General features: G+C 43.3%; 25 protein-coding genes. 1 reads left to right on the top strand and 24 read right to left on the bottom strand.

What is annotated here, in order from left to right; all coding sequences use genetic code 11:
• Positions 1 to 8: 8 nt before the first annotated feature.
• The 5 genes from rpoZ to BM195_RS11930 all read right to left on the bottom strand — a co-directional run bounded on the left by rpoZ (position 9) and on the right by BM195_RS11930 (position 4,476).
• Positions 9 to 209 (bottom strand): DNA-directed RNA polymerase subunit omega, encoded by a 201-nt coding sequence (gene rpoZ / locus BM195_RS11945; RefSeq protein WP_090238628.1) that lies wholly within the window; start codon positions 207 to 209, stop codon positions 9 to 11.
• Between the two features lie 7 nt (positions 210 to 216).
• A complete protein-coding gene (gene gmk, locus BM195_RS11940; RefSeq protein ID WP_090238393.1) occupies positions 217 to 831 on the bottom strand; it encodes a guanylate kinase in 615 nt (204 codons plus the stop codon).
• A gap of 11 nt (positions 832 to 842) precedes the next feature.
• Entirely contained in the window at positions 843 to 1,109 is a 267-nt protein-coding gene (gene remA, locus BM195_RS11935; protein WP_010530483.1) for an extracellular matrix/biofilm regulator RemA, read from the bottom strand.
• A gap of 561 nt (positions 1,110 to 1,670) precedes the next feature.
• Positions 1,671 to 1,799, bottom strand: a complete 129-nt coding sequence (locus tag BM195_RS18870; protein WP_280141265.1) for a hypothetical protein — start codon at positions 1,797 to 1,799, stop codon at positions 1,671 to 1,673.
• Positions 1,800 to 1,821: 22 nt separating this feature from the next.
• Positions 1,822 to 4,476, bottom strand: coding sequence for a cation-translocating P-type ATPase (locus BM195_RS11930; RefSeq protein WP_090238391.1), 2,655 nt, complete (start codon positions 4,474 to 4,476; stop codon positions 1,822 to 1,824).
• Between the two features lie 326 nt (positions 4,477 to 4,802).
• Between BM195_RS11930 and BM195_RS11925 the strand changes: the two genes are divergently transcribed.
• Entirely contained in the window at positions 4,803 to 6,509 is a 1,707-nt protein-coding gene (locus tag BM195_RS11925) for an Rqc2 family fibronectin-binding protein (protein ID WP_090238388.1), read from the top strand.
• A gap of 35 nt (positions 6,510 to 6,544) precedes the next feature.
• On the opposite strand, the gene BM195_RS11920 is transcribed toward BM195_RS11925, so the two are convergent.
• The 19 genes from BM195_RS11920 to lspA form a co-directional block, all read right to left on the bottom strand.
• The gene (locus BM195_RS11920; RefSeq protein ID WP_090238385.1) at positions 6,545 to 6,976 is read right to left on the bottom strand and encodes an organic hydroperoxide resistance protein; all 432 of its coding nucleotides are present in this window, start codon (positions 6,974 to 6,976) and stop codon (positions 6,545 to 6,547) included.
• A 64-nt stretch (positions 6,977 to 7,040) separates the two neighbouring features.
• Positions 7,041 to 7,901, bottom strand: coding sequence for a LysR family transcriptional regulator (locus BM195_RS11915; RefSeq protein ID WP_090238382.1), 861 nt, complete (start codon positions 7,899 to 7,901; stop codon positions 7,041 to 7,043).
• 136 nt (positions 7,902 to 8,037) lie between these two features.
• Complete coding sequence (locus BM195_RS11910) at positions 8,038 to 8,673, bottom strand: M73 family metallopeptidase (RefSeq protein ID WP_090238380.1); 636 nt, start codon at positions 8,671 to 8,673, stop codon at positions 8,038 to 8,040.
• Positions 8,674 to 8,706: 33 nt separating this feature from the next.
• The gene (gene sipW / locus BM195_RS11905; RefSeq protein ID WP_090238377.1) at positions 8,707 to 9,306 is read right to left on the bottom strand and encodes a signal peptidase I SipW; all 600 of its coding nucleotides are present in this window, start codon (positions 9,304 to 9,306) and stop codon (positions 8,707 to 8,709) included.
• Positions 9,290 to 10,159, bottom strand: coding sequence for an amyloid fiber anchoring/assembly protein TapA (gene tapA, locus BM195_RS11900; RefSeq protein ID WP_139223999.1), 870 nt, complete (start codon positions 10,157 to 10,159; stop codon positions 9,290 to 9,292). Before tapA ends, sipW begins: the two co-directional genes overlap by 17 nt.
• Before the next feature lie 424 nt (positions 10,160 to 10,583).
• The gene (locus tag BM195_RS11895; protein WP_090238371.1) at positions 10,584 to 11,147 is read right to left on the bottom strand and encodes a TasA family protein; all 564 of its coding nucleotides are present in this window, start codon (positions 11,145 to 11,147) and stop codon (positions 10,584 to 10,586) included.
• A gap of 49 nt (positions 11,148 to 11,196) precedes the next feature.
• Positions 11,197 to 11,814 carry a CalY family protein gene (locus BM195_RS11890; protein ID WP_090238368.1) on the bottom strand — a complete coding sequence of 206 codons (618 nt, stop codon included), beginning with the start codon at positions 11,812 to 11,814 and terminating at the stop codon, positions 11,197 to 11,199.
• A 432-nt stretch (positions 11,815 to 12,246) separates the two neighbouring features.
• Positions 12,247 to 12,861: an orotate phosphoribosyltransferase gene (gene pyrE, locus BM195_RS11885; RefSeq protein WP_090238364.1), complete on the bottom strand. Its 615-nt coding sequence runs from the start codon at positions 12,859 to 12,861 to the stop codon at positions 12,247 to 12,249.
• Positions 12,848 to 13,561, bottom strand: a complete 714-nt coding sequence (gene pyrF, locus BM195_RS11880; RefSeq protein WP_090238361.1) for an orotidine-5'-phosphate decarboxylase — start codon at positions 13,559 to 13,561, stop codon at positions 12,848 to 12,850. The genes pyrE and pyrF overlap by 14 nt, the downstream gene beginning before the upstream one ends.
• The gene (locus BM195_RS11875; protein ID WP_090238625.1) at positions 13,558 to 14,469 is read right to left on the bottom strand and encodes a dihydroorotate dehydrogenase; all 912 of its coding nucleotides are present in this window, start codon (positions 14,467 to 14,469) and stop codon (positions 13,558 to 13,560) included. The genes pyrF and BM195_RS11875 overlap by 4 nt, the downstream gene beginning before the upstream one ends.
• Entirely contained in the window at positions 14,469 to 15,224 is a 756-nt protein-coding gene (locus tag BM195_RS11870; protein ID WP_090238358.1) for a dihydroorotate dehydrogenase electron transfer subunit, read from the bottom strand. Before BM195_RS11870 ends, BM195_RS11875 begins: the two co-directional genes overlap by 1 nt.
• On the bottom strand, positions 15,221 to 18,421 hold the full coding sequence (gene carB / locus BM195_RS11865; RefSeq protein ID WP_090238355.1) for a carbamoyl-phosphate synthase large subunit: 3,201 nt from the start codon (positions 18,419 to 18,421) through the stop codon (positions 15,221 to 15,223). The genes BM195_RS11870 and carB overlap by 4 nt, the downstream gene beginning before the upstream one ends.
• Positions 18,414 to 19,508: a carbamoyl phosphate synthase small subunit gene (locus BM195_RS11860; protein ID WP_090238352.1), complete on the bottom strand. Its 1,095-nt coding sequence runs from the start codon at positions 19,506 to 19,508 to the stop codon at positions 18,414 to 18,416. Before BM195_RS11860 ends, carB begins: the two co-directional genes overlap by 8 nt.
• The gene (locus tag BM195_RS11855) at positions 19,501 to 20,784 is read right to left on the bottom strand and encodes a dihydroorotase (RefSeq protein WP_090238350.1); all 1,284 of its coding nucleotides are present in this window, start codon (positions 20,782 to 20,784) and stop codon (positions 19,501 to 19,503) included. Before BM195_RS11855 ends, BM195_RS11860 begins: the two co-directional genes overlap by 8 nt.
• Positions 20,744 to 21,667 carry an aspartate carbamoyltransferase catalytic subunit gene (locus BM195_RS11850; RefSeq protein ID WP_090238347.1) on the bottom strand — a complete coding sequence of 308 codons (924 nt, stop codon included), beginning with the start codon at positions 21,665 to 21,667 and terminating at the stop codon, positions 20,744 to 20,746. The genes BM195_RS11855 and BM195_RS11850 overlap by 41 nt, the downstream gene beginning before the upstream one ends.
• A 26-nt stretch (positions 21,668 to 21,693) precedes the next feature.
• Positions 21,694 to 23,073, bottom strand: coding sequence for a solute carrier family 23 protein (locus BM195_RS11845; protein ID WP_090238622.1), 1,380 nt, complete (start codon positions 23,071 to 23,073; stop codon positions 21,694 to 21,696).
• 156 nt (positions 23,074 to 23,229) lie between these two features.
• Positions 23,230 to 23,772 (bottom strand): bifunctional pyr operon transcriptional regulator/uracil phosphoribosyltransferase PyrR, encoded by a 543-nt coding sequence (gene pyrR / locus BM195_RS11840; protein WP_090238344.1) that lies wholly within the window; start codon positions 23,770 to 23,772, stop codon positions 23,230 to 23,232.
• Positions 23,773 to 23,939: 167 nt separating this feature from the next.
• Entirely contained in the window at positions 23,940 to 24,848 is a 909-nt protein-coding gene (locus BM195_RS11835) for an RluA family pseudouridine synthase (protein ID WP_090238341.1), read from the bottom strand.
• The gene (lspA, locus tag BM195_RS11830) at positions 24,817 to 25,311 is read right to left on the bottom strand and encodes a signal peptidase II (RefSeq protein WP_090238338.1); all 495 of its coding nucleotides are present in this window, start codon (positions 25,309 to 25,311) and stop codon (positions 24,817 to 24,819) included. Before lspA ends, BM195_RS11835 begins: the two co-directional genes overlap by 32 nt.
• Positions 25,312 to 25,412 lie beyond the last annotated feature (101 nt).

The following is a 25,412-nucleotide window of genomic DNA, read 5'->3' as shown; positions in this document are numbered from 1 at the left end:
CATCAGGATCAGTTACTATCTTCTTTTACAAACAGTTTATCCGCCATAATTTCTTCGAGTGCCTGCCCAACATACTTATTTGATTTCGGGTTTTCAACCAGCACTTTATTCGTTTCCCGGATTTGACGAGCACGTTTGGAAGCTATTGTGACAAGTGTATACTTGGATTTTATTTTTGTCTGTAGATCGTCGATAGACGGTTCCAGCATCGTCATATTATTCCTCCTTCAATAATTGTTTATATTGTTTTGCAATTCGCTCACGCTTGCAATGTTCACTTTGTATGATTGATTGAATTTTGGTAACGGCTGCATCCACATCATCATTGACAACGACATAATCATAGGCATCCATCATGTCAATTTCGTTCTGAGCTTCTTTCAGCCGCTTCAGCACTAATTCCTGTGATTCTGTACCCCTCTCGATAATCCGGTTTTTCAATTCTTCCAGGCTGGGCGGGAATAAAAAGATGAACACCCCTTCCGGAAAATTCTCTTTCACCTGCATAGCACCCTGTACCTCTATTTCTAGAAACACGTCCTTGCCGTCCTGTAATGTGTCTTCTACATATTTTCGCGGTGTACCATAATAATTATTGACAAAACGGGCGTATTCCAAAAGCTGACCGGCTTCTATCAGTTTTTCAAATTCCTCATTGGTTTTATAAAAATAATCAGCACCTTCAGCTTCACCAGGACGTTTTTCTCTGGTGGTCATGGAAATGGAATAGGCCAGGTCATTTGCCCGGTTGAAAAGTTCCTTTCTGACGGTACCCTTACCGACACCTGAAGGCCCGGATAAAATGAATAAAATGCCATTTTCATCAATCAAAACGTCTCCTCCTAGTTATTCTCATCTATAACTTCCTCGTGACTGATCACACGTTGTCCGACAGTTTCCGGCTGGACAGCTGACAGTACAACATGATCACTGTCCGTAATGATAACAGCACGTGTCCGCCGTCCATAAGTGGCATCCACTAATTTATTATTATCACGTGCTACTGTAATAATTCGCTTGATCGGAGCTGATTCCGGTGACACAATCGAAATAACCCTGTTTGCTGAAACAACATTCCCGAAACCAATATTAATTAATCGTAAACTCAACATTGCTCCCCCTTAGAAAGTCTGTCTGCTATTATTCTATGTATAGTACATCTATTATAGGGTAAATATATGCCAAAATACAACCATTTACTGTTTGTTTTGGGCTTATTCTTTGTTTTTCTCGGCTTTTTGTTCCCATTATCCAGATTTGTAGACAGTAATTGCAATGAAGTGTCCGATCCAATACGGCTATTTAAATCAGCCTCCCCTCATTATAGCAACTTAAGCTGAAAATGAAAGAGGCTGAGACAAAAGGATATTAGCCAAAGATACATACGAACGATGATTCCACTATGATGGGAACAGTTCGGATGTATCTTTTGAGGTATTGTTGAACATTTGTTGCGCATGATCCATCAACGGAGAAGTAACTTGCTCTTAGATTTGCTTGCTTCCATGCTTTTGTTGGTGAGTGCATGATGGTCGCTGCGGAAAAATACGCCCTTTCCGGGGGCACGGCCTCAGCTAACTTTGCCAAGAAAACCACTTGGCAAAGTGGATCTTCGGCTCGCGCTGTTCTCCCAGGCGTGTCGCATTTTTCCGCAGCTTAGAATCGTGTTCTCAAGGTGACAGCAAGTTCAATGAATATTGTTCCGTGTGTGCTTTTCTTTCAACAATTGTCACTCGTTCAAAGTAAAATGCTGCACTTCCTGCCCTGTAGTGTTCGTCTTTAGCGTGGAACGTTTTCATTGTGTCGGGCCTCAAGTCAGGTTTACTTTTTGGAAAAACCGAAGAAAACGCTTGGCAGAAAGCTAAAGATAAGAATCAGCATCCAATCCCTTAATCCTAAGGCTGTCGTATGAAATATAGGTTGTAAAGGTTCCCAATAAATAACAACTAAAAGCAATAAAACCGATGACAGGACTGCCAGAACAAGGTATTTATTTTCAAACGGGTTCCGTGCGAAAATGGACTGTTCACTCCGGCAGTCAAATACATGAATCAACTGTGCCATGACCAATGTCGTAAATGCAATGGTCTGGGCGTAAATCAAGTTATCCGGATTCCCCTCGTATGCCAGCATAAAAGCAATTAGTGCCACAACACCAATCAGAATACCGCGGCTGACGACTTTAAACCCCAGCCCCCTGGCAAAAATACCTTCTTTCGGATTCCTTGGCCCCCGTTTCATGACATCTTCTTCTGACTTATCCAACCCAAGCGCCATGGCAGGCAGTCCGTCTGTCACCAGATTCACCCACAATATTTGCACCGGCACAAGCGGCAGCGGCATAGCCATTAGCATCGCCAGCAGCATCACCAAGATTTCACCGACATTGGAGGCCAGTAAATAACGGATAAATTTCCTGATATTTTCATAGATGTTGCGACCTTCAATAATAGCCGATTTAATAGTCGCAAAATTATCATCCATTAAAACGAGTGAAGCGGCTTCTTTTGTCACATCTGTTCCACTTTCACCCATACTGATGCCGATATCACTTGCTTTAATCGCCGGAGCATCGTTCACACCATCACCGGTCATGGCTACAATATGACCTTCTTCCTGAAATGCCTTCACAATTTTCAATTTATGTTCAGGTGTTACCCTGGCAAAAACATAGACTTGATCGATGATATCCCGAAGCTCTGCAATCGGCATATTATTCAACTGGTATCCATTCAATACCCTTCCGTTTTCAGGGAGGAGGTTCAGCTCTGTTGCGATTGCACGGGCGGTTTTTTCATGATCACCGGTTATCATAACCGATTTGATGCCAGCATCACGAGATTCCTCAATAGCTGTTTTCACTTCTTTTCTCGGTGGATCCATCATCCCGTATAAACCTATGAGTGATAAGTCTTTTTCTAAAGTTGCAGCATTCAATGATTCATCTTTTGCCAGAGGTTTCATAGCTATCGCCAGTGTCCGCAATGCTTTGTCCGCCATATTGTCAATAGCCTGATCAAACGCCTGTTTATCCTCAGATCGCATCAGTTTCCTGCCATGTTCTTTCATAACGTAATTGGAGCGCGGCAACAGAACATCCGGTGCCCCTTTTGTAATCAAAAAACGCATTTTATTTTCATCTTCCACAACCATGCTCATCCGCTTTCGATCGGAATCAAATGGCAGTTCCTTAATAATACGGTAATTGTCATGCAGCTGATGCGATAGCCCCAGTTTTCGCGCTGCCACAAGCAGTGCTCCATCTGTAGGATCTCCATCAACATAATTCTTCCCTTTTTTGACCATTAAAGATGCATGATTACACAGCATTCCATACAAAAACATCGGTTCCAGATTGGGAAAATCCCTGTCCACCTTATTTTTATTTAAAAACACGTTCCCCTTCACATCATAGCCGTCACCGGTTACATATAAAAACTTTCCATTCAGAAACACTTCTTTTACTGTCATCTGATTTTCGGTCATTGTTCCCGTCTTGTCCGAACAAATAACCGAGGCACATCCCAAGGTTTCGACTGCCGACAGTTTCCTGACGATGGCCTTCTTTTTGATCATACGCTGAACACCAAGTGACAGAGCAACGGTTACAATAGCTGGCAGTCCCTCTGGTATGGCAGCAACTGCCAGCGAGACGCCTGCAAGAAACATATTGTATACCGGATGACCCTGGTATACACCGACCAGTACAACTAAAGCGGTCAAAAGCAGTGCAACGGCAATTAAAATTTTTCCCAATTCGGCAAGTTTATGTTCAAGCGGGGTGGTTGTTTTCTCCGTTTTCACCATTAACGAGGCGATCTGCCCCATTACAGTATTCATACCAGTACCGACAACAATTCCTGTCCCGGAACCGCGTGTGACTAATGTATTCATAAACCCCATGTTCACTTGATCCTGGGCATCAAGCCTGTCCTGCGAAATGCTTGTCGCGTGTTTCATTACCGGGAGTGATTCTCCGGTTAATGCCGATTCTTCGGTTTCCAGACTATTTGCTTGGGTTATTCGGATATCTGCAGGAATCCGGTCACCACTATTTATCCGTACGACATCTCCTACAACCACTTCTGTTGATGGAACTTTTTCCCACGTACCATCGCGCAGCACAACGGCAACCGGTGCAGACATTTCTTTTAATTTCGCAAGTGATTTTTCTGCTTTTTGTTCTTGGAAATAACCAAGGAAACCATTCACCAGGACAATAATCATAATAGCTATAGCATCTACGTATTCACCCAGCATACCGGCGATTAGCGTTGCAGCCAACAGAATTAGCACCATAAAATCCTGGAATTGTTTCAAAAAAATCAGCCACTTCGATGTGTTTTTTTCCGTTTCCAGTCGGTTTGGCCCATACTGTTTTCGGCGCTGTTCAACCTGTCTATCTGTCAGGCCATGTTTTGTCGTTACATGTAATTTTTGCTCGACTACATCTGCGTCCATCTGATACCATTTCATCCTGCATTCCCTCCAGATTCCTTAGAAAACTTGGCTTATCACCAGTCTTGTGGCGAAAGCTTCGTTACATTATGCAGATCGGAAAGTATAAAACTATCCTATCTGCAGGAAAAGCTTTTTGAACGTCATTCCATATACCAATACCTATGCAGACTTGTCCGAAAAAATGCTATAATGAGGACGAAAAAGGAAAGCAGGCTAAAAACAGTTCATCCCCGAAAAGGATTAACACTTCGTACGATTTATCGTTGCCGAAGCTTTCCTGGTTCTGTGACAACGCCTGCACTAGCATCGATACCTAGGAGAATACAAGGAGAAGTGATCGTATGCCATTTGATGGAATTGTTACCCGCGCTGTAACATCCGAACTGAATGAAAAAATTATACCAGGAAAAATTGCCAAGATATATCAGCCGACAGATACAGAATTGGTTTTCACGATACGCAGCCGGGGACAGAATCACTCACTTCTGCTATCTATACATCCAGTGTATGCACGCATGCACTTAACAGAAGATTCCTATCAAAATCCAAAGGAACCACCGATGTTTTGCATGCTGCTGCGGAAATATCTGTCAGGGGCAGTCATCGATTCAATTGAACAATACGGGATGGAACGGATCGTCACGATTAATGTCCAGTCATACAATGAAATCGGGGATGCAACGACTAAAAAACTGATCATCGAACTGATGGGCAAACATAGCAATGTGATGCTCGTCGACGGAGAAAAAGAGCATATTCTTGACAGTCTGAAACATGTTCCCATGTCACAAAACCGGCACAGGACCATTTTGCCTGCTCATGAATATAAACTACCGCCAAGTCAGAACAAACTGGATCCATTGCAGATAGACAGTGAAACATTGATCCGCAAACTCGACTTTAACAGTGGAAAAATGACCATGCAGATCGTCCGGACATTAGTTGGCTTCTCCCCCTTCATTGCCAGCGAAATCGTTCACCGGGCCAAGCTTGGATCAATTAAAACGTATCAGGAAATGTTTGAAAACATCCAGGAACTAATGAAAGATGACAGTTACACACCGGGCATTTACCGGAATGACAAAGAAGATTTTCATGTACTGCCGATCACACATACAAATGGGGAATCGAAAACGTTCGCTGATACAAACACTATGCTTGATGCGTTCTATTCCGGAAAAGCCGAACGTGATCGGGTTCAACAACAGGCAAAGGATTTGTATCAATTTATTAAGAATGAAAAAGACAAGAATACGCGCAAACTGAAGAAACACGAAAAAACGCTGCAAAAAGCGGACAACGCCGTAACCTATCAGCGTCTCGGTGAACTTTTGACAGCCAGCATGCACCAGGTCCAACAAGGAGATAGGACGGCAAAAGTCATCGATTATTATGATCCCGTACAAAACGAAATCACCATCGAACTAAACCCGAATAAAACACCAAGTGAAAATGCACAAGCATTTTTCAAAACGTATCAAAAATTAAAAACATCGAAAGAGAAAGTTCAAAACGAAATAGCCAAGGCCCATCGTGAAATTACCTATCTGGAACAGCTACTCCAGCAAATCGATACAGCACGTGAAGCTGACATAGATGAAATTCGGGATGAACTGAGGGAAGAAGGATATCTGAAAAAACAAAAGCAGGGAAAAAATAAGAAAAAACCGGCAAAACCGAGCCCGGAAAAATTTATGGCGTCCGATGGCACTGTCATCTTAGTCGGCAAAAATAATAAACAGAATGAATACTTGACGATGAAACTGGCACACCGCGATGACATTTGGCTGCATACGAAAGATATTCCAGGATCCCACGTCATCATACGTTCTAAAGATCCGAGTGAGGAGACATTACTGGAAGCTGCACAACTGGCCGCCTTTTTCAGTAAGTCACACCAGTCATCGTCCGTACCTGTGGATTACACGACAATAAGACATGTGAAAAAGCCAAATGGTACAAAGCCCGGTTATGTCACATACGACAACCAGAAAACATTATTTGTAACGCCCGAAAAAGATACGGCAGAAAAGTTAAAAGACGGATGACCTTTCTACAAGGATCATCCGTCTTTTAGTCCGTATTAGCTGGGCTCTTCAACTGCTTTAGGGTTTAGCGTTACATCAATATTACCGCGGGTCGCCTTCGAATATGGACATGCCTGATGTGCTTCCTGCGTGAGTTCTTCCGCTTCTTCCCGGTTAACCCCTTGAATCTGGATATTCAGGGTGGCAGCTATCTTAAAACCACCATCTTCCGGATCCTTTAAAAAACTAACTTCTGCGGTCGTTACCGAATTAATTTTTTTATTTTGTTTTGATGCAACCAGGTTAAGGGCACCGTCAAAACATGCAGAATATGCAGCCGCAAAAAGCTGTTCTGGATTAGAGCCTTTGTCCTCCTTATTATTTGCCGGATTGACCAATTTCAGATCGATTAATCCGTCATCTGACTTCACTCGTCCATCACGACCGTTTTTAGCAGTAGCTTTAGATGTAAAAATAACGTCACTCATATGCTATCACCTCTTTAAGTATCTCTTATATCATGTTTTCCTTTTTTGTATAAGTATTAAACATTCAAAGGAATTTTTCATTTAAAACGGCTGACAAAAATTGATCGACTTGGGGTAGGTTTCGTACGCCTTCCTGATAGCAAACCCATGTATCCCGGGTAACAGGGTTGCCATCTAATTGCAGGGGAATGTGCGGATATTCATCCATCATGGTTTCGGAAACACTTTTTGGGAGTACAGCCATACCAAGCCCTTGTTCCATAAATTGCTTACACGTTTCGATCTGGTCGACACGCAGCATTTTAATCGGCTTTATTCGCTGCTGATGATGATAAAGCCAGTTATCAACTAGTTCATGCATACTGTCATCGCTCTTGAATGAAATCAGCGGACGTTCCTTTAATTTGTTTGACGGAAACGGTTCTGTATCGAAAATATATAATGGATCTTCAAACAACAGTTCACTAACAGTTTCCTTCAGTTTTTCTCCCCGGATAATACATACATGATAATTTTTATGCTCCCGCTTAATATCTTCACTGATGCCAGTTACCAGATCAATCGTAACTTTTGGAAATGCATTCGTGTATTCTCCCAGAATCGAAGGCAAAAACCGCTGACTGACAAGCGATGAACAAGCAATCGATAAAGAACCCTGTACTTCGCCGCTCGACTGGGCGAGGGCATTTTTGATCGTCTTTTCTTCAGTGATTATTTTATTGGCATGGTCCAATATCATTTCGCCTGCAGGAGTAAGCACCAGATTTTTTGACGTACGGATAAAGATCGGCTCGCCAAAATATTCCTCAATATATTTCAGGCGCTGGGTTACAGCAGGCTGGGAAATTAGGATCGCCTTGGCAGCACCGCGGATAGTGCCAATTTCATTCAGTTTCAACAGTAATTTATAGTCATCGATTTTCATAAACGGATACCTCATTTGATAAGTAATCATGATTGTTTTTTATTATAACGCAATACTGAGCTTATTGCATGTAAAAATGATATAAACCGTTTCTTATCCAAATAATAAGCCAACCTTGTATCATTATAGATCAAGGTCAGCCAAATTTTTCCGTGCTTTGTCTGATCCGATTGAGAAAATAGATGATCCCTCCAGCAGCAACAAGGGTAGCTCCAATTAGGATATACGTGAAGATATCTGTCGCTGTGTCAGGTAATGGTAAACCCCCGCCTCCGACTATTCCTCCACTGATCGCCTGATCGGTATTGTTGTCCTCCTCAGCTTGAAAGGTAAGTGTAAAGTGCGTACTGAGTCCTTGGAATTCATTTCCCAGATATTCCGGAAACTTTATGGTAAACGTTAATTCTTCTTCACTTGAAGGTGCCAGACTTCTTGGCGGAAAACCGCTGAAATCCGCTAGTTTCCCATCATATAATTCTCCGTGGGCATCGCCTATCTCGAGTAAAAGTTCATGAAACAATTTATCGGAACCGCCATTGTTTTGAAGTGTTGTAACGTACTCGAATTCATGGATACCGTTATTTTGGATTTGAATGGTCCTGGGCGCCCAGTCACCAGGTTTCATACTCGGAATCTCAAATAGATATTCTTCAGGAGTAATACTGATATCAATTCCGGAATCTGTTTTAACTGCTGCCACTGAACTTCCTGCCGGCAAAGCTGCCAGACTAATAACAGCCAGCAAAATGATTACACATCCAATTTTTTTCATTCCTATATCCCTCCATCAGGTCAAGGCCGTTATTTAAGATGACAGGCTTTCGTGTTCTTCATCTTGATGCTGTTTCGCCATGTTGTCAGATTCAATTTCTTTCAGTGCTTTCCAAATCATAAACCCGGAGTAACCAAGAAGCAGTAAACCAGGTATCAGCAATAAAAATGCGCCATTCTGTGACTGAGAAAGGTTTACCAAATAACCAAGATACGGAATTGTAAAACCGGTATACTCCGCTACAACATTTTCAGAAAGAACAGGGCTGATATCAAAGGCATCATTATTATCCCCTTTCGTGCGGTACATGACATGTTCACCGCTGTTTATAACTTCCACAACACGGTGGGTAACTAACTTTCCTTCCTCCTCCATGTACGTGATCACATCACCTTTTTGAAAACGTGTCATATCGCCGTCAGGATTTACGGCAATGATCGAACCGGTCTGTATATCGGGCTCCATCGATCCGGAAAGGACAGTTTTTAATTGATACCCAAAGATTTCGGGTTCTCCGCCGGATGCTTTGGCGGATACGACAACGAACAGCATTCCGGTTAAAACGGCAAATAATAGGATGGTGGCTATGTTATTCAACCATTTTAATATTTTTTTGCTATTCATTTTGCTCATCAGTTTCACCCTCCCCGCTGCCTTTCTTTTCTGATGTATCGTTTATAGCTTTGTCCCGAGCTTCACTTTCCGCGTTATGGTCATTTGTCTTATCAATTTGCTTGGATCCATCTTTTGGTGTATCCTCTTCTTTATTTTCCTGATGTGATTGATCATCTGGCTGCTGTTTGTCTGTTACCTGATTATCTTTGTTATCCGTTTTTTCACCCTGGTCATCATTTGCTTGTTCGTCCGTTTTATTGTCAGTGTCCTCGTTATTATTCCCATCATGTTCCTGATCATTTTTATTCTCTGCTTCTTCTGATTTGGCATTTTGCTTATCTTCTTCTTGTTCCGTTTTTTCATTATTTTCAATGCACTTCACCATCATTTTTTTGCTCCAGGGGTTCTGGTTATCCCCGTCATACTCGGGATGCTGGGAAATGGTGAACATATAAGATCCCTTTTGTTCAGCTTCAAATGTGAGGGATTTGGTTTCGCCTTCCTCCATTGATTCAATCATTCCGTCCGCTATTTTTTCCCCATTATTTTTCGGGTTTCCATTTTCAACGTAATAAACGCCATATTCAGTGGAATCAATCATGCTGAATCCCCTATTTTTAATGTCTACAGTTATTTCTTCAGGAGGGCACGCTTTGATATTTTGCGTATTGTTCCCCACAAAAACAAGTTCACTTCCATCCCACCAGGTTCCGGCCTGAATGACTTGTTGATCTTCCTCCGATGAATTAAAATAAGCACCGGTTCCGGACGTCAGATATCCAAGTGTAAAAATTAACAAATAACAAATGACTAATATTTTGCATGCCACTATCATTTTCTTATTCCTATTAAATTTCCGAAGTCGGCTCATACGCAAACGTGATCCCTCCTTGAATTTTTATTGAAGGAAAATTATACATTTATAAATACAGAACCCGTGTTTCATACTTATAAATATATATAGGGGGAAGAGGCTGGGACAAAAGAACGTTTATAAAACAAAAATTCGAACAAACAAAGAAAAGTATACCCCGCTGCGGAAATCTACTTGGTGCTCGTCGTATTGAATGAGATTTCGGAGAAGCAGCACTCCTCGCAACTCGTAGTTTACTCGGTGGATGTTTCGCTCGTTGCTTTCCGCGGGCGGCTGGTGAGCCTCCGCGAGCATTCACACTCGTGGTCTCACTCAGGCCTTTCCTCCCGCTGGAATCTACGTATATTTCCTCCGCTAAAACGGACGATTGGTTGTCTTTTAAGCCACTTTACTTTCGTTATGTTCCAGCCTCTATTTATTCTTATTGAAGTTCTCCGTCTTCCTGACTTGCCTCAAATGTCAAATCCAAATTTAATGAATCACCCTGGAATTTGTTCTGATCTTCTCCATTGTCATGGAATTTAAAATCCATTCTAAGTATTTTTCGATCTCCCGGACTTTGATTGTTGGATACGACAACTTCATCAAGTTCACTTACGGGCACATCCCGTTCATATACTTCGTTTGTACCTGTATCCATGATGGTTACGAGAATGTGATCTGCAAAATCTTCATTTGCGTTATCACCCGTAACATCGTTGATTTCATACGCTGTATTTAACTTCACGTCTTTAAAGGTCAGTGAGCCGTCGTTATATAAACGAACTTGATGGACTTTCCAGTCACCAGGTTTCATGTTTTCCAAATGAAGATCCACATCTTCTTTATCATCTACACCTTTTAAATTTAAATCCAGCGTGCCTGCAGCAAATGTATTGTTGGTTTCTTCGACATCATTGAAATATGCAAAAGTTCCGCCGCCGATCAAACTAATACCTAACACCGCCGAAGCAAGACCGATCCCTAATTTCTTTTTTATACCCATTGCACAGCCTCCTTACTCTATTTATGCCATTATGTTAAAAAGGAAACGATTATTTTAATTCACCATCTGTTTGTTGCGCATCAAATGACCATTCCAGCGTTAATGCGTCGCCCTGAAATTCATTTTGCGGCTCTCCACTATCCACAAATTCAAATTGCACATACAAATCATCCGAGTCGCCAGCTTTCAGACCACTTTCTTCATCTCCCCAGCCGAACCATGCCTCAATTTGATTTTTAACAGCATCAGGCATTTCGCCTTTAAGGTCGGATAAAGCAGCAGAAGTAATCACATTTTCCGGTTCCTGGATCAGACCGTTTTTGTCTTCGTTCTTCAGGAAATTAACACGAATGTGATCACCGAAGTCCTCATCACCATTATCACCCACAGCATCTTCAACAGAATAATCAGTCGTCAGAAGTACTTCTGAAATATCAAGAGTGCCATCATTCACTAATTCAAAATGACGATTCATTTTATCTCCTGGCTTCATATTTTCGACATCAATAATCGTAGTTGGATCGACTGTTAAATCCAAAGTACCGGATGCGAATGTATTATTCGTTGTTTCAACATCATTAAAATACGCAAATGTCCCTCCTCCCACTAGTGAAATTCCGAGTACCGCTGATGCTACGCCAAGACCGAGCTTCTTTTTAAAACTCATATGACTTCCTCCTAAAAATAGAATTTTTTATTTTGAACTCTGCATAGAGAGACAAAATCAAAATGACCATTTGTTACTTATAAAGAACAAAAAGATCAAAAAATGGTTAGATATACTTGTTCCATCAAAAATCCATTCACTATTTGTTCTTTATTAAGAATGATATGTATGAGTATAAACCTCTATCTATGCTTTGCAAAACGTCAAAATTGGCCGTTTATGCGTTATAAAGAACGATTTACGCTTATTAGCTCCTGTTTACTCGTTATTTCGTACAATATTATACTTTTTTAAGAACGTATCGTTCTATGAAGAGAATTATGCTCATATATTAATTAATTGGAAGAAAGTTCGGGGAAGTTTAAAGGGTTATAACCTGATAAAGAAGAAAAAAATAATGACCGGCCAGAACCGGTCACCCGTTGCGGATGATTAAAGGCTATAACGCCACGTTTCCAGTTGTTGACGCTCAGCAGAAGTTATCGATCTATCCTCAACTAGCAATTCCAGGATCTCATCGTAATTCGTGATTGTCCGGTACTCGCATTTGGCCTCAGAAAATTGCTGTTTAGCTTTTTCCAGACCATATGTAAAAATCGCCAGGACCCCGATTACATCTGCACCCTCCCGTTTCAATACATCGGCCGTTTCAAGTGCAGACCCTCCTGTAGAGATTAGATCCTCGATGACAATGACGCGCTGTCCCGTTTCAAATTTACCTTCAATTTGATTTGCTTTCCCGTGGCTTTTTGGCTCAGATCGAACATAGACCAAAGGCAGACCAAGTTTATCAGCAACCCAGGCTGCATGCGGAATTCCTGCTGTAGCACAGCCAGCGATGATGTCCGGCAACTGATCCATCTGTTTAATCAGCTGAACAAATGCATTCGCAATTTTATTCCGAATTTCAGGATACGACATCGTCAATCGGTTATCACAATAGATCGGTGATTTAATACCGGATGTCCACGTGAAATAATCATCAGGCCTGATCTGAACAGCTTTGATACTTAGTAAATCCTTTGCTATTTCATCATTCAACCCCATATAACCACTCCTTTTGAACATTTTCATAGGCTGACTTTGGATTTCTGGAATTAGTTATGGTTCGCCCTGCAACGAGTATATCTGCACCATTTTCACGAGCAAATGCCGGGGTGGCAATACGTTTTTGATCATCATCCGCAGATTCTTGCAGCCGGATCCCTGGTGTAACAGTCAAGAATGAAGCACCGCAAACATCCTTAATCCTATTCGCTTCATGAACCGAGCAGACAACGCCATCCGCCCCATTTTCACGGGCGAAATCGGCAAAATGGATGACATTATTCTGCAGATTACCCTGTATCTTCAGTTCATCGTTCATAGCTGCGTTATCCATTGACGTCATAATGGTAACAGCAATCAACTTTGGTTCATGATTTGTCGGAGAACCAGCCATTAACCCTTCCTTTGCCCGCCGGATCATGTCGCTTCCGCCAAGTGCATGAACATTTACCATGTCAACACCGAGGCCTGCTATATTTTTCATGGCCTTCATAACAGTTGTCGGGATATCATGAAGTTTTAAATCAAGAAAAATAGCATGGCCATTTTCTTTCAACGATTCAATCAGCCGCGGCCCTTCACGGTAGTATAGTTCCATTCCCACTTTGACGGGAATGCCATGAAATTCGTTCCATTCAATAAAATCGTTCGCTTCCTCCCACGTCGGAAAATCCAATGCCAGATAGATATTTTCAATCATGCTTCATGCCCCTTTCCAATAGCAGCCTTTACCGAATCGAATCCGTATTTTTGCAAAACGTTCGGCAAAACTTCAATGATTTCCGGACAGACATAAGGATTCTGAAAATTGGCTGTTCCAACAGCCACGGTACTGGCCCCTGCCAGCAAAAATTCCAGCACATCTTCTGCAGTCAGAATACCACCCATCCCCATTATCGGGATCGCGACATGCTGCTTAACCTCATAAATCATGCGAATAGCAATCGGTTTAATCGCCTGACCGGACAGTCCACCGGTTTGATTGGCCAATAATGGCTTCCTCCTGGATAGATCAATTTGCATGCCAGTCAGTGTATTGATCATGGACAATCCATCCGCTCCTGCTTGTTCAACCGCCTTTGCCATCTCCACGATATCCGAAACGTTTGGAGAAAGTTTGACATAGACTGGCAGATCACTGGCAGCTTTTACCTTTTCAGTTACATCACGAGCCATGGAAGGATCGGTTCCAAACTGAATTCCTCCTTCTTTTACATTTGGGCAGGAGATATTCAGTTCCAGCGCATTGACTGATTCAGATCTGTTAAATCTTTCAGCAATCGCCACATATTCCTCAACTGTACTGCCGGCTACATTGGCAAGGATCGGTATATCATACTTGGCAAGGAACGGCACTTCATTGGCTATAATTTTTTCCACGCCCGGGTTTTGCAGACCGATTGCATTAAGCATACCCGATGCTGTTTCTGCAACACGAGGTGTATCATTACCCAATCGGTGCTCACCTGTCGCAGCTTTCATAATCACTCCACCAAGCTGGCGCAAATTGTAAAATTCACTGTATTCCCTGCCAAAGCCGAAACAGCCCGATGCAGGCATGACCGGATTTTTCAGTTTTAGCCCGGGCAGATCAACGGATAAATCAATCATAGCCTCACCTCGCCTGCTGCAAATACCGGACCATCCGTGCATATTTTCCGGTATCCGCCCTCATTATCAGCTGGAATGACACAGGCAAAACAGGCGCCGATACCACAGCCCATTCGCTCTTCCAATGAAATGGAGCCTGAATGAGTACGTAGTTTACTTGTGATAGCCCGCAACATCGAAATCGGCCCACAAGAATAATAATGGTCAAAGTGCCCGACTTGATCCAATATATCCGTTACATATCCTTGATAGCCATAACTGCCATCGTTCGTTGCCACATACGCTTTCCCAAACTCCTGAAACATTTCTTCATAAAACACATATTCCTTTGATTGGAAACCAAGAACAGTTATAACCCCAATGCCATTTTTTCTTAGTTCTTTTCCAAGGTAATATAAAGGGGGTACGCCAATACCGCCCCCAATCAACAATGCTGTTTTCACTGTCCCGGCATCGCAGTAAAATCCATTCCCTGTCGGCCCTATTACGTCCAGATTCATCCCGGAACAAAACATAGATAAGTGCTTCGTGCCATCACCGGTCGTTTTAAACAAAATGGTTACAGTTCCGCTTTCCGGATCAGCATCTGCAATGGAAATGGGCCTTCTCAGTGTATGACCTTCCACCGACAGATACAGAAATTGACCCGGTTTGGCTGTATTAGCAGTTTCGGCATTCTGCAATGTCATCTCAAATGTATCCAGAGCAATCTCTCTGACTGATTGAACGATCATGTCAACACGCTTTTTCATGATAAAATCGCTCTTCTTTTAATCATTGGTTTTGCGCTGAATGTTGTTGAATCAATGACATTTAGAATGGCCTTCGCTGTATCCAGGTTCGTTACACATGCGATGCCATGCTCAACCGCTTCACGGCGGATTCTAAACCCGTCAGAACGAGGTTTTCTGCCGGATGTCAGCGTATTTACCACAAATTGAACGTCGCCGTTTTCAATAATTGTCAGGACGTTTCGTTCAAATGATCCGATCTTGGCGACAGCTGTTACAGGTATGCCTGCTTTATCCATAAAAGCTGCTGTTCCTTCCGTTGCATACAGCTGAAATCCGAGTTGATGAAAGCGTTCAGCAACCTCCACTGTTTCTTGTTTATCCTTATCCGCCACCGTCAAGAGCACTGCACCTTTCTGCGGCACTGATAATCCGGCGGCTGTTAATCCTTTATACAATGCTTTTTCCAATGTTTTGTCATGACCGATTGCTTCACCGGTCGATTTCATTTCAGGCCCGAGAATCGTATCGACACTGCGCAATTTTTCAAATGAGAAGACAGGCACTTTGACGGAAACGGTATCCACTTCAGGCAAAATCCCCGACTCATAGCCCATGTCTTTTAATGTCTCTCCTAAAATGCATCTGGTGGCCAGATTAGCCATCGTCATACCGGTTATTTTGCTCAGAAAAGGAATTGTTCTGCTTGCCCGCGGATTGACTTCCAGCACGTAAACATCGTCATGGCGAATGATAAATTGTATATTAATGAGTCCTTTAACGTTTAATTTACGACTAATCTTGTATGTTGCGTCCATACATTTCTGTTTTATCAAATCGCTGAGTCGCTTTGGTGGATAAACGGCAATGGAATCTCCCGAATGGACTCCCGAACGTTCGATATGTTCCATAATTCCCGGTACAATAACTGTTTCCCCGTCACTGATGGCATCAATCTCCACCTCAATGCCGGTCATATACTGATCAACCAGAATCGGATGTGCACTATCTGCCCCATTGGACTTGGCCAGATAGTTATGCAGCTCATCATCATCATAAACGATTTCCATCCGGCTGCCTCCAATGACATAGGATGGCCTTACCAGTACAGGATAACCAATTTGATGAGCTGCTTCCTCTGCCTGCTCAAGTTTCAATACGGTTTTTCCTTTAGGACGCAACAAGTTCAAATTATTTAAAAGCTGTTCAAATTGATCACGATTTTCCGCCTTGTCAATTGCCTCCAAATCGGTTCCTAAAATGTTTACACCTCGACGCTCAAGCCCTTCCGCCAAGTTAATCGCTGTCTGACCGCCAAACTGGACGATCACACCCTCAGGCTGCTCAAGATTGGTGACATGCATGACATCTTCCAGGGTAAGCGGTTCAAAATAAAGCTTATCCGAAATGCTGAAATCAGTTGAGACCGTTTCCGGGTTGTTATTCATAATGATGGCTTCATACCCCATTTCTTTAATAGCGAGGACCGAATGGACAGTCGCATAATCAAATTCAATCCCCTGTCCAATTCGGATCGGACCTGATCCCAGGACAAGTATTTTTTTTCGGTCAGATTGAACGGACTCCTGTTCATCCTCATACGTACTGTAAAAATAAGGGGTTTCGGATGCAAATTCTGCTGCACACGTATCAACCATTTTGTAAACTGGCGTGATGGCGTGTTTGAGGCGTAATGTATAGACGTCATCAGCCGATGTTTCCCAGACCCGTGCTATGTGGACGTCGGACAGTCCTAATCCTTTTGCTTCCTTTAATACTTCAGGGTTAAATTTGTTCTCGCTTAGCCACACTTCTATATCAATGATCTGTTGTAATTTTACCAGAAAGAAACGATCTATTTTCGTCAACTGGAAAACGTCTTCTACCGTCATGCCTCGTCGAAAAACTTCTGCCAGAACAAATAACCGTTCATCATCGCACTTTTGCAGGCGGGATTTGAGTTCATCAACGGTTGCATCAGCCAAACCCGGAAGCCATACATCCTCAGTTCCTACATCCAGTGAGCGGATACCTTTCAGCAATGACTCTTCAAAGCTTCGTCCAATTGCCATCACTTCACCGGTTGCCTTCATTTGTGTACCAAGATACCGATTACCGTTAACAAATTTATCGAACGGAAAACGCGGGATTTTCGTGACGACATAGTCAAGTGCCGGTTCGAAACAGGCGTATGTTGTACCTGTAATGGGATTGACGATTTCATCGAGCGTCAGTCCGACTGCAATTTTCGCTGCCACTTTGGCAATCGGATAGCCTGTTGCTTTGGATGCAAGCGCTGAGGATCTGCTCACACGCGGGTTCACTTCAATCACATAATAGCTGAAACTATCTGGGTCAAGAGCCAGCTGTACGTTGCATCCGCCTTCGATATCCAATGAACGTATGATTTTTAATGAGGCGTTCCTCAGAAGCTGATATTCCCGGTCACTGAGCGTTTGCGATGGAGCAACAACTGCAGAGTCACCCGTATGAATGCCGACCGGATCAATATTTTCCATATTGCACACGACAATGGCCTGATCATGTCGATCACGCATGACTTCATATTCGATTTCCTTGAATCCAGCAATGTTTTTTTCGATCAAACATTGGTTGACGGGAGAAAGTGCCAAACCGTTGCGGGCAATTTCCTTCAGTTCTGATTCGTCATGACACATGCCGCCCCCGGTTCCGCCCAGTGTGTAAGCAGGGCGTACGATAACCGGATAACCAATTTCACTGGCAAAGTCCATCGCCTCTTCAACTGAATGGACGATTTGACTGTCTGGGACAGGTTCATCCAGTTGATGCATTAAAGCCCTGAATTTTTCACGATCTTCCGCCTTTTCAATCGCATTCAGGGGAGTCCCAAGCAATTCAACCTGGTATTTACGCAATATACCTGATTTCTCCAATTCCACCGCCAGGTTCAACGCCGTTTGACCTCCCAGTGTAGGGAGTATCGCGTCAGGCTGTTCTTTACGCACAATTTTCATTAAGAACTCAGCCGTCAACGGTTCCATATAAATTTTATCTGCCATTGTTTTGTCGGTCATAATTGTTGCCGGATTGGAGTTGGCCAGAATAACCGTATAGCCTTCCTCCTTCAGCGCCTGGCATGCCTGTGATCCGGAATAGTCAAATTCTGCTGCCTGTCCGATCACTATGGGACCTGAACCGATGACGAGAATTCTCTCAATGGTCATTTTCTTAGGCATATACATTCTCCTTCTGTCTGGTTTCTAAGATCATCTGTAAAAATTCATCAAATAACTGCGGCGTATCTTCCGGACCTGGCGAACTTTCCGGATGATATTGCACAGAAAATGCCGGATGTGTTTTATGCCTGATTCCTTCCACCGTATTATCGTTTAAGGCAAACTGTGTTAACGCCAGATCTGTCCTTCTTAATGATTTGTGAGTCACCGCATAGCTGTGGTTCTGCGATGTCATAAAGGTTTTATTTTTTTCCAGGTCTTTAACCGGGTGATTGACACCGCGATGACCGAATGTCATTTTTTCTGTATCCGCATCGCAGGCAAGTGCCAGTAGCTGATGCCCGAGACAAATGCCGAACAGCGGAATTTGTCCAAGCACCGTTTTGACCATCTCAATGGACTCCGGGACATTTTTCGGATCACCAGGACCGTTCGTCAGCATGATCCCATCAGGCTTTAACCGTAATAGCTTCTCTGCACTATAATTGTACGGAACAACCGTTACATGGCAATCCCGTTTCGTTAATTCACGCAAAATACCATGCTTCATGCCAAAATCCACCAGCACTATACGCATGCCCCGTCCTGGTACAACATAGGGGTTAACAGTTGATGTTTGCTTGACCTGGTCCATTTGGTCAGGCAGTTTTTTGACATTTTCAATCAGTTCATCTACTGGCTTGCCGACGTCTATGATTATCGCCTTCATTGTTCCATGCTTGCGGATGATTTTCGTCAGTTTTCGTGTATCAATGCCATAGATCCCGGGAACCCCGTTGGCTTTCAAATAATCGTGCAATGTTTCATCACTGCGAAAATTAGACGGGAATTCGCTTGATTCTTTGACGATCAACCCATGGATAAATGGCGTAACTGTTTCAAAATCATCCCGGTTAATGCCATAGTTACCGATGAGGGGATAAGTCATGGCGACAATCTGACCACAGTATGACGGATCAGTTATGACCTCCTGGTATCCAGTCATGCCAGTATTGAAAACCACTTCACCTGCTGCGCTCGTTTCAGCGCCAAACCCTTTACCGGTAAAAACCGTCCCATCTTCCAGAATCAGCTGACGTTCAATCATATGAATCCTCCTTGTAAACAATTTTTCCGTCCACAATGGTTGCTTCCGGAATACCTTGGACCCGCCAACCATGAAATGGCGTATTTTTTCCTTTTGAATAAAACGTGTTTTTATCCAAAACTATTGTTTTGTCCAGATTAACGATGGTTAAGTCAGCTGCTGCCCCCTCTTGTAATACGCCATAGGGTAAACGAAATGTGTTCGCCGGTTTAACTGTCAGCCAACCTATTAATTGTTCCAGTGTTACCTTTTCCGTTTGAACCAAGTACGTGTATAAAAGCGGAAAGGCGGTCTCCAGGCCAACAATGCCGAATGGCGCTTGACGAAAGCCTGGTACTTTCTCTGCTTCCGTATGTGGGGCATGGTCTGTTGCGATAAAATCGATTGTTCCATCAAGCAATCCATCCAGCAACGCTTTCTGGTCTGCTTTACTGCGCAATGGTGGATTCATTTTGAAATTGGCGTCATCTACTTTGACTGCTTGTTCATTTAATAACAAATGGTGCGGGGTTACTTCAGCTGTTACATGAATACCTGCCCGTTTGGCATCACGAATGACCCTTACTGATTCCTTCGTACTGACATGGCATACATGGTAATGACAGCCCGCTGCTTCAGCCAGTAGCACATCCCGGGCAATTTGCACTGATTCACTCAGTGAAGGGATTCCAGGCAGGTCAAGACGCTCACTGACCTGTCCCTGGTGAATAACCCCGCCATATACAAGTGAGTTATCCTCGCAATGAGCGACAACGGGCTTTTCATTAGCAGCTGCCTCCTCCATTGCCCGGAGCATGACGTCAGCCGTCTGCACCCCCACACCATCATCGGTAAAGGCCAAAGCACCGGATTGGGCAAGTTCCGTTATGTTTGTCAGTTCTTCACCCCTTAGCCCCTTTGTAATGGATGCGTATGGCAGCACACGTATACAGGCGTCCTGGTCCATATTCACCAGATGCTCATGAAGTGTACCTTTATGATCCGGGACAGGATTTGTATTCGGCATGGCACATACAGTTGAAAACCCGCCCCGCGCTGCCGCTTTTGTACCGGTTTTGATGGTTTCCTTATGTTCACCGCCCGGTTCACGCAAATGAACATGGGCATCGATGAAACCGGGAAACACCATTTGATTCTTGCAATCTATTATGTCATCGGCATGTTCATGGATGTCCGAAGCGATTTCCTTGATTTTCCCTTCTTCTATTAAAATGTTACAGTACTCCGTTTCGTTTTCATAACGTAATTGTCTGGCATTTTTCAGCAACGTTCTCATGATTGACCCCCCACTCCTTTAGCAAAATTGATATGACGGCCATGCGTGCATAAACGCCATTTTCCATTTGTTTGAAAATCCTCGAACGTGTGCACTCTACCAGTCTTGTATCGATTTCTACGTCACGGTTCACAGGTGCCGGATGCAAGATAATGGCATGATCCGTCATTTTTTGTTCACGTTCCATCGTAAGACCGTAGTTGGCTAAGTATGAAAAGGTATCACACGTTTGTGTTACGTGACGTTCATGCTGGATTCTGAGCAGCATCAGCACATCACACATGGCGCAAGCCTCCTCGATTGCAACGTAAGGGAAATCCAATGAATCATCTTCAAATCCCGGTGCTGCAGTAAAGTAAACCTTCGCACCCAAGGTGGTCAATGCATAAGCATTGGACCGTGCCACCCGGCTATGCTTAATGTCTCCTGCTATGACAACTTCCAAGTTTTCAAATGATCCAAACTCCTGATAGATTGTGAGAAGATCAAGCATTGATTGTGTCGGATGCTCTCCCTTTCCAGCACCCGCATTAATAATCGGGATTGATGTCTTTCCAATGAGTTCATCATACCAGCGATCAGACAAATGTCGGACAATCAGAAGGTCTGCCCCGATAGCTTCATACGTTCGTGCTGTATCATACAAGGACTCACCTTTGGACATACTGGAACTTTCCGGCTGAAAGTCCAATGGCGCCATTCCCAATTTCTTCTCAGCAACAAGAAAACTCATTTTGGTCCGTGTACTCGGTTCAAAAAACAAATTGGCAGCAAAGTACTGCTGAGAAAAAGATTCCGATGAGTCCCGCAACTTTTCAGCTGTATTTAGAATGTCATAAATCGAAGCAGCCGAAAGCTCCCGTGTTGAAATAAAATGCCGCATCATACTTCATCCTTTCCAATTACTATCTAGGCCGCGTCATCATGGTGTTTGCCTTCATTGTCGTCAAACATGGCGCCATTGCCATAGCCGCTTTCTTTGCCAGGCAATACAAGGTTCAGCAATACGCCAATGATGGCTGACAGGGCCATGCCGGCGATTTGCAGGTTATCAGACAGCTGGATAAATGCTCCACCAACGCCAATGACCAGGATGACAGAAGCTATAACAAGATTTCGTTTATCACTCAAATCAACCTGGTTATCAATCAGCATCCGCAGCCCATTTGAGGCAATGATCCCGAACAACAGAATCGAGACACCACCCATCACCGCTGACGGAATCGAACTGATGGTTGCAGTTACAATGCCGACAAAGCCAAAGCAAATGGCGAAAACGGCAGCACCGCCGATGACAAACACACTAAACACCCTCGTAATGGACAAAACACCGATATTTTCACCGTACGTTGTGTTCGGCGGTCCGCCAAGAAAAGAAGCGAGCACAGTTGCCGCACCATCACCCAAAATCGACCTGTGCAGACCGGGCTTTTGAATGAAATTTCTGCCCACAACTTTTGAGAGCACCATCTGATCGCCAATGTGTTCAGCTATGGTCACAAGTGCAACAGGTACCATGAGCAGCACAATTTCACCACTGATGATGCCGAGCGGGGAATAATCTAAAAACGGTACAATAAAGTCAGGTGATTTAAAGATTGCTGTAAACAATTCACCGGGTGACCCTGCCGAAGTTATCCCCGCCCATTCTGCTCTTATTTCTGCTGTATCCACAACGCCCTGAAAAAGCGCGAATGTGTAGCCTGAAAAAATGCCAATCAAGATTGGAATCAAGCCAAAGAATCCCCTGAAAAAAATGGATGCTATGATGGTGACAGCCAATGTGAACAGTGCGACACTAAAGTACATGCCACTGTATACATTCTCATCTAATCCCGGTACATACATAGACATGTCAATGGCCGTTGAAGCGAGACCCAGCCCAATTACAATGATCACAGGACCGACAACAATCGGCGGTAATATACGCATTAACCAATTCAGACCTGACAATCGGATGAACAGTGCCACAATGCCGTACACGACCCCTGCCAGGAAACTGCCGACCATTGCCCCGGCTGGACCACTTGCTGCACTGGCACCAATAATCGGTGCAATAAAGGCAAAACTTGAACCTAAGTATGCTGGAATGTTTCCTTTCGTAATCAATAGATAGGCAAGTGTCCCAAAGCCACTCGATACGAGTGCTACTGCCGGTGACAATCCTGTCAAAAATGGAACTAAAATAGTTGATCCGAACATCGCAAATAAATGCTGCAGACTGAGGACTATCCATTTTTGCAGTTTTGGTACTTCCTGAACGTCCATGACCATTGCTTGTTTGTTCATTTCGATTTCCTCCAATTCGTCGTTTATATTGCGAATCCAAAAATGCATTAAAAAACCTCTTTGCAAAAGGCCGCAAAGAGGTACACGTGTCCTGTGAATACACGTTTTCTAAGGCGACCTTTTAAATCTCTCTGGATCTAATTAAAGGTCCTTCTATTATTTTTCGTAAATGCTCACTTCATCCTGTTCATCCACTTCATACAGCTGAACAACAATGATTTCCTGATCAGACGTAGGGATGTTTTTCCCCACGTAATCTGCCCTGATTGGCAATTCACGATGTCCCCGGTCAACTAGCACACCTAGCTGAATCTGTGACGGACGCTCAATGTCCATAACCGCATCCATCGCTGCTCTGACCGTTCTTCCTGTGTAGAGAACATCATCAACTAAAATGACTTTTTTATTTTTTAATTCAACATCAATTTTCGTTGCTTTCAATTCAGGATCCTCATTAAACGTTACCTTTTCCAGGTCATCCCGGTATAAAGTGATATCAAGCTCGCCGGTTGGCACGGTTATCCCTTCAATCTGCAGGATTTTCTCCTGCAGACGCTTCGTCAGCGGTATGCCTCGTGTTTTAACGCCAACGAGCACAAGATCTTCACCGCCCTTATTTTTCTCGACAATTTCATGGGCAATCCGCGTTAATGCTCTCCCCATTGCTGCCTGATCCAGAAGCGTTGTTTTCTTCTGCAACTTATCACCCCCTGAAATTGAAAAGTCCCTTTTCGCCAATGAAGCAAAAAGGGACTTGGACATACATACTCACATATGCTAACGTTCCACTACCTTTTTAGCCTCACTGGACTATGTTAAAGGTTCATATTTATTTCAATTCATTATGGCAGACTTCCTGTCACTTGTCAATTGCTTTTTTCAAATTGCGCTAACAAACCCTGAAAATAACATGGTGCTTCCACTTCAAAATGGAGCTGTTCATTTGTTGATGGGTGCTTAAATTCAAGAGATTTTGCGTGAAGGGCCTGGCCGCCGATATCCAGTGTTTTCCGCTGCCCGTATTTTGGATCACCGGCAATCGGAAAGCCAATATATTTCATATGGACACGAATTTGATGGGTGCGGCCTGTCTCCAGCTGACATACTACATGGGTAAAATCAGCGAACCGGTTCACAACACGAAAATGCGTTACAGCAGACTTTCCGTTGTCAACAACACCCATCTTCTTCCGGTCATTTGGGTCCCGGCCAATTGGTGCATCAATCAGGCCTGTTTCATGATCAATCACACCATGAACAATTGCCTCATATTGACGGTCGATATCTTTTGCAGACAGCTGTTCAGCAAGACTGATATGTACCGGATCATTTTTGGCGACAACCAATAGTCCGCTCGTATCTTTATCAATGCGGTGGACAATGCCCGGCCGCTCGCCACCATTCACATGCGACAAACTATCACAATGATACATCAGTGCATTCACAAGTGTCCCCTTTTGATGACCTGCAGACGGATGGACAACCATTCCTCTTGGTTTGTTGACAACAAGCAGATCGGAATCCTCATAAACAATCGATAATGGGATGTTCTCCGGCTCGATCGTTAATGATTCCGGTTCAGGCAATATCCATTCAATGACATCGCCGGTCTGACACTTATAATTTGCCTTTACACGCTGTGCATTAACACTTACATAATCGTCCGCTATCCAAGATTGAATCTGTGAACGTGATACATCATTAATCATGTCTGACAACAGTTTATCGATTCGTATATTCTGTTCAGTTTCCGTTACCGTGTGCTGTTTTGTCATTTTGTCGCTTTTCCTTTCGTTCATCAATGATGGTTACTATGATCACCAATATAACGCCAGCTACCAGTGCTGAATCCGCTATATTAAATATCGGATAATCATACCCGAAAATCGTGAAATCAAAAAAATCGACCACTTCTTTCCGGAACAGCCGGTCAATAAAATTCCCGATCGCACCGCCAAGAATTAAGCTCAAAGCAATCGCAGCCAGCTTGTTTTCTTTCGCATATTTTTGCATGAAATAAATGACACCTATCATCACAATGATTGTAATGATATAAAAAAAACCCATTTGGCCCTGCAGTATCCCCCATGCAGCCCCACTATTACGATGTGACGTTAAATGGAAAAAATTCCCGATGACCGTCAACTGTTCCCCAAGTTCCATTGTTTTAACGATCACCCACTTGGTCAGCTGATCGATCGCAATGACTAGTAATGCCAATATGTAATACAAGTACATTCCAGTTCCTCCATTTGTCATATCCCTTTTACATTTTAAGGGTTCCTTTAGCATTTTACCATAAATATAATAAAAGCGCCTATCCTTCTGAATCATCCATT

The sequence above is a fragment of the Lentibacillus halodurans genome (assembly GCF_900112045.1).
GTDB lineage: Bacteria > Bacillota > Bacilli > Bacillales > Amphibacillaceae > Lentibacillus > Lentibacillus halodurans.
Note: the sequence above shows the minus strand (reverse complement) of the source record. Positions and strands in the feature narration are given on the sequence as shown.

Coding starts and splice junctions, on each gene's coding strand:
- rpoZ (WP_090238628.1), bottom strand. CDS start 209: ATGCTGGAACCGTCTATCGACGATCTACAGACAAAAATAAAATCCAAG.
- BM195_RS18870 (WP_280141265.1), bottom strand. CDS start 1,799: ATGAAAACGTTCCACGCTAAAGACGAACACTACAGGGCAGGAAGTGCA.
- BM195_RS11930 (WP_090238391.1), bottom strand. CDS start 4,476: ATGAAATGGTATCAGATGGACGCAGATGTAGTCGAGCAAAAATTACAT.
- BM195_RS11925 (WP_090238388.1), top strand. CDS start 4,803: ATGCCATTTGATGGAATTGTTACCCGCGCTGTAACATCCGAACTGAAT.
- BM195_RS11920 (WP_090238385.1), bottom strand. CDS start 6,976: ATGAGTGACGTTATTTTTACATCTAAAGCTACTGCTAAAAACGGTCGT.
- BM195_RS11915 (WP_090238382.1), bottom strand. CDS start 7,901: ATGAAAATCGATGACTATAAATTACTGTTGAAACTGAATGAAATTGGC.
- BM195_RS11910 (WP_090238380.1), bottom strand. CDS start 8,673: ATGAAAAAAATTGGATGTGTAATCATTTTGCTGGCTGTTATTAGTCTG.
- sipW (WP_090238377.1), bottom strand. CDS start 9,306: ATGAGCAAAATGAATAGCAAAAAAATATTAAAATGGTTGAATAACATA.
- tapA (WP_139223999.1), bottom strand. CDS start 10,159: ATGAGCCGACTTCGGAAATTTAATAGGAATAAGAAAATGATAGTGGCA.
- BM195_RS11895 (WP_090238371.1), bottom strand. CDS start 11,147: ATGGGTATAAAAAAGAAATTAGGGATCGGTCTTGCTTCGGCGGTGTTA.
- BM195_RS11890 (WP_090238368.1), bottom strand. CDS start 11,814: ATGAGTTTTAAAAAGAAGCTCGGTCTTGGCGTAGCATCAGCGGTACTC.
- pyrE (WP_090238364.1), bottom strand. CDS start 12,861: ATGGGGTTGAATGATGAAATAGCAAAGGATTTACTAAGTATCAAAGCT.
- pyrF (WP_090238361.1), bottom strand. CDS start 13,561: ATGATTGAAAATATCTATCTGGCATTGGATTTTCCGACGTGGGAGGAA.
- BM195_RS11870 (WP_090238358.1), bottom strand. CDS start 15,224: ATGAAAAAGCGTGTTGACATGATCGTTCAATCAGTCAGAGAGATTGCT.
- carB (WP_090238355.1), bottom strand. CDS start 18,421: ATGCCTAAGAAAATGACCATTGAGAGAATTCTCGTCATCGGTTCAGGT.
- BM195_RS11860 (WP_090238352.1), bottom strand. CDS start 19,508: ATGATTGAACGTCAGCTGATTCTGGAAGATGGGACGGTTTTTACCGGT.
- BM195_RS11855 (WP_090238350.1), bottom strand. CDS start 20,784: ATGAGAACGTTGCTGAAAAATGCCAGACAATTACGTTATGAAAACGAA.
- BM195_RS11850 (WP_090238347.1), bottom strand. CDS start 21,667: ATGCGGCATTTTATTTCAACACGGGAGCTTTCGGCTGCTTCGATTTAT.
- BM195_RS11845 (WP_090238622.1), bottom strand. CDS start 23,073: ATGAACAAACAAGCAATGGTCATGGACGTTCAGGAAGTACCAAAACTG.
- BM195_RS11835 (WP_090238341.1), bottom strand. CDS start 24,848: ATGACAAAACAGCACACGGTAACGGAAACTGAACAGAATATACGAATC.
- lspA (WP_090238338.1), bottom strand. CDS start 25,311: ATGTACTTGTATTACATATTGGCATTACTAGTCATTGCGATCGATCAG.